This window comes from Petrotoga halophila DSM 16923, assembly GCF_002924615.1.
On record NZ_JALY01000256.1, the window covers coordinates 1 to 8,579 of the forward strand.

An 8,579-nucleotide genomic window follows, 5' to 3' on the forward strand; every position below is an offset into this window, starting at 1 on the left:
GGGCTGCGGGGTGAAAGGGCGCAAACCTATATAGAATAAATATTTTAAAAACTAAATAATTTTAAATGGGTTACAGGGCAAGGCCCCAGCGAAGGGGCACTAACACAATTTTTTAAAGATAATATCCACCAGGGTAAGGAGGCAGAGAAATGGAAGAGTATCTCACTTTTGATGATGTGTTGTTACTACCGCAGTATAGCGAAATTGTGCCGAGTAGGGTTGATACAACATCTCGTTTAGTAAAAGATATCCATTTAAAAATCCCCTTTCTTTCTGCAGCAATGGATACTGTGAGTGAATCCCAAATGGCAAAAGCTATGGCGAGAGAAGGCGCCGTTGGGGTTATTCATAAGAATATGTCGATTGAACAGCAAGCCTATGAAGTTTCAAAAGTAAAAAAGACAGAGAACGGGATTATATACGATCCCATTACAATTACTCCCGATACAACCATTAAAGAAGCTGAAAAGATCATGAGAGAGTACAGAATTGGCGGATTGCCGGTTGTGGATGATGATAAAGTTCTTTTAGGTATATTGACCAATAGAGATATTAGATTTGAACAAAATATGGAAAAAAAGGCCAAAGAATTGATGACTCCCTACAAAAATTTGGTTGTCGCTGGTTCGCATATATCTTTGGAAGAAGCGAAAGAGATACTTCATCAGAATAAGATAGAGAAATTGCCTATTGTAGATGATAAAAGACATATAAAGGGTTTGATAACAATAAAGGATATTACTTCCGTGATTGAAAACCCGAACGCTACAAGAGATGATAAAGGGCGTTTAGTTGTTGGAGCTGCTGTTGGCGTTTCGGATGGTTTACAAAGAACGCAAGAATTAGTTAATGCAGGGGTTGATTTTGTCGTTTTAGATTCCGCACATGGACATACGAAAAATATTATCGAAATTTTAAAAATGATAAAAGAGAGATTTCCAGATCTCCCTGTAATCGCTGGGAATATAGCTACTGCTGAAGCTGCCAAAATGTTAATAGAAAGTGGAGCCGATGCAGTAAAGGTCGGGATTGGACCAGGTTCTATATGTACGACGAGAGTTATTTCTGGGGTCGGGGTACCCCAATTAAGTGCAATTATGAAGGTTTCAGAAGAAGCGAATAAATACGGTATTCCTGTTATAGCTGACGGTGGAATAAGATATTCTGGTGATATTGTTAAGGCTTTAGCAGCAGGGGCTTCTACTGTGATGATGGGGAGTATTTTTGCTGGTACTGAAGAAGCACCTGGCGAAACGATAATTTATCAGGGAAGGAAGTTTAAAACATACAGAGGTATGGGTTCAATAGCAGCTATGGAAAAAGGGAGTAAAGATAGATATTTCCAAGAAGACACACCAAATGAGAAGCTTGTGCCAGAAGGTGTTGAAGCTATGGTAGCATACAAAGGTGAGGTAAAAGATGTTATAATACAATTAGTTGGAGGAGTCAAAGCTGGAATGGGATATGTTGGGGCAAAAGATGTTAAGGAATTACAGCAAAAGGCTAAATTTATAAAAATTACTACGGCAAGTATAACTGAAGGACATCCACATGATGTAAAAATCACACGTGAAGCTCCAAATTATTTCTTTTCATCTTAGTTATTGATTTTTGTGGGTTGCGGGTTAATCTCTCTCTTCCTTATGGGTGGGCTGCGTGGGCGGGCTGCAGGACGAAGGGGCGCTAAAATAAAGTTTCTAATGAGTATATTTTAATGGAGAGGAAGTTATATGCAAACAAAAAACATTTTAGATTTTGAATATTCAGATTTACAAAGTTATTTGCTCAATGAATTAGGACTTGAAAAGTTTAGAACCGATCAAATTTGTGATTGGATTTATAAGAAAAGAGTTTTTGATTTTGCATCAATGACTAATTTATCTAAAGACGATAGACAAAAACTCAGTGATAACTTTAAAATATCTATTCCTCATATTATTAAAAAACAGGTATCAAAGATAGATGGAACGACCAAATATCTTTTGGAGTTAGAGGATAGAAACACTGTTGAAGCGGTAATTATTTACTATCCTTCACGAACGATAGCTTGTATATCAACACAAGTTGGTTGCCCACTGAAATGTTCATTCTGTTCTACAGGGCAAAGCGGTTACGTTAGGAATTTATCGACAGGTGAAATAATTGGTCAATTGTTAGCTATGGAAAAAGATAAAGATATTGATGTAAAAAACGTTGTATACATGGGAATGGGTGAACCATTACTAAATTTTAACAACGTTGTTCAAAGCGTAGAGATCTTAAACCATCCAAAGATGAAAAAATTAGGGGCAAGGCATATAACCATTTCAACTGCTGGAATACCTCACAAAATTGAAGAATTGGGCGATTTGAGCAAAGAGTTTCGACTTTCTGTGTCACTTCATGCACCAACAAATCTTCAAAGAGATCAAATAATGCCCATAAATCATAAATATCCAGTAGAGCAGGTTATTCAGTCATGCCGAATTTATCAGAAAAAAACAAAAAAGAGGGTAACTTTTGAGTATATATTGATAAAAGGATTTAATGATTCAAAAGATGACGCCTTGAAATTAGTCGAACTGTTTGGTGACATGAAAGTGATGGTTAATTTAATTCCTGCCAATGCAAATCCAGCAGGGTTTGAAAAACCCTCAAAAAGATTTATTCAAGCTTTTTTAGATACTCTCGTAAAGAATGGAATTGATGCTGTTGTGCGAGCCGAGAAAGGTAGTGATATATCAGCCGCATGTGGTCAATTAAGAACCAGAGAGTTAAAAGAAGTTAATAGGTGAAAATAATGATTAAAATAAGAAAATTAATCAAAAATTTGATATTTTTTATTTTAGGAATAGTAGCCTCTGGAATATTTGCCTTTTTTATGATGACAGTTTTTGCCAACAGTTCAAATACGGTTGAGATTCCATATTTGATTGGAGAAGATAAAAAAGTAGCTGTTTCTTCTTTAGAGGAGTTAAACCTAATTCCAAACATAGTAGGTAACGGGGAAAAAGTTTTGTATACTGATCCGGAACCTGGTACAAAGGTAAAAGAAGGGCATCATGTAATAGTCCAACTTAGAGAGATGAATACTCTGAAGATTCCTGATCTGATAGGAGTACCGTCTGGAGTAGCACAACAGTTTCTAAGTGAGTACAATATAGCTTATGAAATTAGAAATCAATTAACTTATACACCTGAAGAAAACGATGTGGTACTGAACATGTCTCCAACACCAGGAAATAATTATAGTGGTGAAAAGGTGATTCTCTATGTTGGTGAATATGAAGGGAGTAATCAATGAGTTGGAGAAGGGGTATAGTTGTTAGATTTCATTCGGATATGGTAACCGTTCAAGATTTGGAAACTAATCAAAAAGTTAACTGCTTCCTCCCTGGTAGATTTAAATTACAGAAGATTCGGCCCATTGTTGGTGATTATGTAGAATATTCTAAGGACCAAAGTTATAGTTATGGAAGAATTGAAAACATTTTAAAGAGAAAAAATGAATTATACAGGCCCAGAGTAGCTAACTTGGATCAACTTGTTTTGGTTACCTCAATTAAAGAACCTCAAGTAGATTTGATAGTAGTCGATAAAATTATAGCCCTCGCTGAAAAAGAGAAACTGGATATAGTTATAGTGTTAAACAAAACGGATTTGCTTGTTAGTGACGAAGAAAAAAAAGATATGGAAAGATTTATAGAAATATATGGTAAAATTTATCCTGTAATTCCCACATCGAAAATAACGAAAAATAATTTAGATAGATTAAAGTCCTGTTTAAAAAACAAAGTATCAACTTTCGCAGGCCCTTCTGGAGTTGGGAAGTCTAGTTTATTGAATGTTTTAGACCCAAAATTGAAACTTCGAGAAGGAGAAATTTCCAGAAAATTAGGTAGAGGTAAACACACTACAACGTATGCTGAACTGCTTTATTTTGATTTTGGAGGATATATAGTCGATACACCGGGTTTTTCGAGTTTAGAGCTAAGAGGAATAAAAAAAGATGAACTTAGGCACTATTTCAAAGAATTTTTGGGATTTGACGGTTTTTGCCAGTTTTCAAACTGTTCCCATACGGTTGAACCTGGATGTGCAATTAAAGAGGCTGTAGAAAAGGAACAAATTTCATTTAGTAGGTATACCAATTATTGTCAAATATACAAAGAAATAGAAGACAGTTCACTAAAATTGCAATAGAGGTGTTTAAGTTTGATAAAAATCTATCCCTCCATTTTAGCCGCTGATTTTTTGAATTTATCTCAAGAGATAGAGAAAGTTTCTGAAGAAGCTGATGGAATACATCTCGATATTATGGATGGAGTGTTTGTTCCAAACATTACTTTTGGTTTTCCAATCGTGGAATCGATTAGAAAAAAATTTAAAGATATATATTTGGATGCTCATTTGATGATCGTTGAACCAGATAAATATTTAGAAGAATTTTCTAAGTTTGTGAGTAGCATAACGGTGCATTATGAAGCGGTGGTACATCTGCATAGGACCATCTTAAAGATCAAAGAGTTGGGGTGTGAAGCAGGTGTAACTTTAAATCCGCATACGCCTGTGTCACTTTTAGAAGAAATTCTTCCCTATGTCGATAAAGTATTGATTATGTCCGTTAATCCAGGATTTACCGGTCAACATTTTATAGAAAGTACTTACGAGAAAGTAAGAAAATTAAGAAAAATTTCAGATGAAAAGGGTTTGAATGTTGAAATAATGGTTGATGGGGGAGTGAATAAGCAGAACATTGGATTACTTCACCAAAGTGGTGTTAACACTTTTATTATTGGTGCCAGTGTGTTTTATTCTGAAAATCCTTCACAAGAGATAATTGAACTAAAAAGGGTGGCTGAAGATTTTGAGTGAGGTGTATTTGGCTACATCAAATAGAAACAAGGTAAGAGAAATCAATGAAATTCTTCAAAATATTGATATAAATGGAAGCATTACTGTTAAATATATATTTGATGAGATAAAAGAGGATAATTTTGAAGTAGAAGAATATGGTGAAACTTATGTAGAAAATTCTGTTATTAAAGCTTGGGCTTATTCAAAATTAATAAAAAAACCAGTTTTTTCAGATGATTCAGGGTTGTCCATAATCTCTCTTGAAGGATTCCCTGGTGTAAACTCTGCCAGGTTCATGGAAAACTATTCTTATGAGCAGAAGATGAAGGAATTGTTATCGATGCTGGAAAATGAAAAAGATAGAACCGCTTATTTTGCCTGTGCGGCGACGTATTTTGATCCTCAGAAAAATTTTTTAGTAACTTGTCAAGAAGAAGTTTATGGTAAAATAGCATTTGAGATAAGAGGAAAGAATGGTTTCGGTTACGATCCAATTTTTATTCCTGATGGATACGATTATACTTTTGGAGAATTAAGCAAAGATGTAAAAAATAAGATAAGTCATAGGGCAAAAGCTATAAAAAAGTTGCTTCTTTTCTTAAAAAGTGCTACAATATTAGAAAATAACGAATGATTTTTTTATAATATTGATTCAAAGTAGATATTTTTTTTGTTTTATGGTATAATTGCGTTGAAGTTCCGTAGAATGAGGATTTAAGAATCTTTATCTGTGAAAGGGGGAATGTTTGTGAATAAGAAAGATTTAGTTGATGCTTTCGCAAAGAAAGCTAACGTAACAAAGAAAGACGCCGAAAGTTTCGTTGATGCTTTTGTTGATGTAGTGTCTGAGGCTTTAAGTAAGGGAGAAGAGGTTAAACTAGTTGGTTTTGGGACTTTCAAAGTTCAGAAAAGAGCAGCAAGAAAAGGGGTCAATCCACAAACCGGAAAGGCCATAAAAATTCCAGAAAAGATGGTTCCAAAATTTGTTCCTGGTAAAGAATTGAAAGATATGGTGAAGTAAATTCCAAAAAATGGGCAGGGTTCCTGCCCATTTTTTGATAATGACGTGATCAAATTGGAGGGTTTCAATTGATCTGGGCAATTTCAGATGTCCATGGTATGTACGATACTTTAATTTCGCTTTTAAAACAAACACATATCAATGATTCAGACACAGTAATTTTTTTGGGTGATTATGTGGATAGAGGGCCGGATTCAAAAAAAGTATTGGATCTTTTGATTACTTTAAGCAAGCAGAGAAATCGTATCTTTCTAAAGGGAAACCATGACGATATGATGGTCGACTATTACCAAAAAACTCATGAGTATGATGAGGGTATATGGTTTTACAATGGTGCATTATCGACAATTAGAAGTTTTGATAACTATATTGGGGAAGAATACATAACCTTTTTAAAAGACCTACCTTTGTATTATGAGATAGAAATCAGAAACGAGAAATATTTGTTTGTTCATGCGGGAGTAAATCCAAAAAAGTCACTTTCCCAACAAGATAAATGGGATTTGTTATGGATAAGGGATGAATTTTTAAGTATGTCAGAAAGGTATTATGATTATACCGTCATTCATGGGCATACTCCAACATTGTACCTAACAGGTGAAGATAAAATCTTTGTGAAACGAGATAAGAATAAGAAAATAATAAGTATAGATATCGATACAGGATATGTGTACGGTGGGAAATTGACTGCCTTTGGAATCACTGAGAATAATAAACACGTAGTTTTACAGTCTTTTTGAAAAATTGATTTAAACTTCTTTAATCGCCTTTAATTGTCTTTAAATCCTTCTAATTGAAAATACTTCGATTTTCTAACTTTTTCAAAGAATGATATAATTAAAATTGAATAATATCTTTCTTTTGAGGAGTGAGTTGATGTTAAAAAAAATAAAAGATTATTGCAATTATCCACAGAGTCAGATTTTGAAGCAAATTTTGGAAGATAACGGTATACAAGTATTTTTAAAATCTCCCATAGGAATAGGGGGAGAATATTTCGGTGAGGGAGTAATTTATGATTTGTATGTTGAAGATAAGGATTTTGATACAGCTAAAGTTATAATTAGAGAATTTGAGAAAGGAGGAATTACCTTGTCTGAACTTAAAAAGACTCCGCTTTATGAAAGACATAAAGAACTTGGAGCCAAGATGGGAGAATTTGCAGGGTGGGAACTTCCGTTGTGGTATTCTTCTATCATTGAAGAGCATAATGCAGTTAGAAATGTAGTTGGGGTGTTTGATGTTTCTCATATGGGTGAATTATTTGTGCAAGGGAAAGATGCACAGAAATTTGTAAATTACTTGATTACAAATAATGTGGAGAGAATACCGAATAGCAGAATAGTTTACACACCTATGTGTAATGAGAATGGCGGTATTTTGGATGATTTTCTCGCTTATAAGTTTAACAAAGAAAAGATTATGTTAGTAGTCAATGCATCTAATACACAAAAAGATTATGAATGGGTAAAAAGTCAATCTTCTTCTTTTAATGTTGATGTAATTAACAAGAGTGATGAATATTGCCAAATAGCTTTTCAAGGCTCAAAATCTCAGGATCAACTACAAAAATATCTTAAAGATATTGATCTGGATGGTATAGAATATTATTCTTTTGAAGTTCTACAACTAGAAGGAGAAGAAGTAATCTTATCAAGGACAGGATACACAGGTGAAGACGGTTTTGAGTTGTACCTATCTCCAACGATCGCTGTTAAAGTTTGGGATAGACTTATACAACTTGCTAAAGAGGTTGATGGCAAGCCATGTGGTTTGGGAAGCAGGGACACTTTAAGGTTCGAGCCTAAAATGCTCCTGTATGGCAACGATATGGATGAAAATACTACACCTTTGGAGGCAGGCTTAAGATGGACTGTCGATTTTAATAAAGAATTTATTGGTAAGGAAGCTTTGCTAGAACAAAAAGAAGAAGGAATCAAAAGAAAATTAGTTGGTATGGAAATACACGACAAGATGCCAGTTAGGCATGGGTATGAAATTTTCAAAGATAATGAAAAGATAGGGTTTGTGACAAGTGGTGTAAAGTCGCCTACTTTGGGGAAGAATTTAGCCTTAGGCTATGTGAGTAAAGAATTTTCGAAATCTGGGACCATTGTTAGTATAAAGGCAAGGAACAAGTTATTAGAAGCTGAGGTTGTAAAAACCCCATTTTATAAAGGAAGTGTAAAAAGCACTAAGTAAAAATTTAGGGCGACCTGGAGGGGAGGTATTTTTCCTCCCATTCCTTATGGGTGGGTTTCTGGAAAGAGCATAAACACTTTTATCCTAATGGGTGGGGAGCGGGGCGAAGAGGCGCTTATATTAAGTTTTTACTTTCCGAAAAATAGAAATATTATAATAAAAAGAGGTGAGATGTTACAATGAATGATTTTCCATATTTACCCCATACCCAAAAAGACATAGAAGAAATGTTTTCTTTTTTGGGAATAAAAGATATCGACGAACTTTATCGAGATATTCCAGCACTATTCAAAGGTGAATTGAATATCCCTTCGGGTTTGAGCGAAATAGAAGTTAAAGAAAGGCTAACCGATTTGGCACAACTGAATAAAAATATGGAAGAATACGGGATTTTTAGAGGTGCAGGTATTTACAATCACTATATTCCGTCTGTTATATATCCTTTAGCTTCAAATAGGAATTTTTTAACCGCATATACGCCTTACCAAGCTGAAGTTTCTCAGGGTACCCTCCAAATTCT

The 8,579-nt window shown here is 34.5% G+C and carries 9 protein-coding genes and 1 pseudogene; all 10 read left to right on the forward strand.

From position 1 onward, the window contains the following. The first annotated feature begins 149 nt into the window (after positions 1-149). The gene (gene guaB / locus AA81_RS12320; protein ID WP_103078227.1) at positions 150-1,601 is read left to right on the forward strand and encodes an IMP dehydrogenase; all 1,452 of its coding nucleotides are present in this window, start codon (positions 150-152) and stop codon (positions 1,599-1,601) included. A 129-nt stretch (positions 1,602-1,730) separates the two neighbouring features. Further along, positions 1,731-2,774 (forward strand): dual-specificity RNA methyltransferase RlmN, encoded by a 1,044-nt coding sequence (gene rlmN / locus AA81_RS12325; RefSeq protein ID WP_103078228.1) that lies wholly within the window; start codon positions 1,731-1,733, stop codon positions 2,772-2,774. Positions 2,775-2,779: 5 nt separating this feature from the next. Next, positions 2,780-3,283 carry a PASTA domain-containing protein gene (locus AA81_RS12330; RefSeq protein ID WP_103899203.1) on the forward strand — a complete coding sequence of 168 codons (504 nt, stop codon included), beginning with the start codon at positions 2,780-2,782 and terminating at the stop codon, positions 3,281-3,283. Next, positions 3,280-4,182 carry a ribosome small subunit-dependent GTPase A gene (rsgA, locus tag AA81_RS12335; RefSeq protein WP_103078230.1) on the forward strand — a complete coding sequence of 301 codons (903 nt, stop codon included), beginning with the start codon at positions 3,280-3,282 and terminating at the stop codon, positions 4,180-4,182. The genes AA81_RS12330 and rsgA overlap by 4 nt, the downstream gene beginning before the upstream one ends. Positions 4,183-4,194: 12 nt before the next feature. Next, on the forward strand, positions 4,195-4,854 hold the full coding sequence (rpe, locus tag AA81_RS12340; protein ID WP_103078231.1) for a ribulose-phosphate 3-epimerase: 660 nt from the start codon (positions 4,195-4,197) through the stop codon (positions 4,852-4,854). Further along, positions 4,838-5,470 carry an RdgB/HAM1 family non-canonical purine NTP pyrophosphatase gene (gene rdgB / locus AA81_RS12345; protein WP_169926270.1) on the forward strand — a complete coding sequence of 211 codons (633 nt, stop codon included), beginning with the start codon at positions 4,838-4,840 and terminating at the stop codon, positions 5,468-5,470. Before rpe ends, rdgB begins: the two co-directional genes overlap by 17 nt. 114 nt (positions 5,471-5,584) lie before the next feature. Further along, positions 5,585-5,857: an HU family DNA-binding protein gene (locus AA81_RS12350; RefSeq protein WP_012209694.1), complete on the forward strand. Its 273-nt coding sequence runs from the start codon at positions 5,585-5,587 to the stop codon at positions 5,855-5,857. A gap of 68 nt (positions 5,858-5,925) precedes the next feature. Beyond that, on the forward strand, positions 5,926-6,597 hold the full coding sequence (locus AA81_RS12355; protein ID WP_103078233.1) for a metallophosphoesterase family protein: 672 nt from the start codon (positions 5,926-5,928) through the stop codon (positions 6,595-6,597). 136 nt (positions 6,598-6,733) lie between these two features. Continuing rightward, complete coding sequence (gene gcvT / locus AA81_RS12360; RefSeq protein ID WP_103899204.1) at positions 6,734-8,059, forward strand: glycine cleavage system aminomethyltransferase GcvT; 1,326 nt, start codon at positions 6,734-6,736, stop codon at positions 8,057-8,059. 179 nt (positions 8,060-8,238) lie between these two features. Beyond that, positions 8,239-8,579 (forward strand): annotated as a pseudogene (locus AA81_RS14635) (glycine dehydrogenase); the annotation flags it as partial.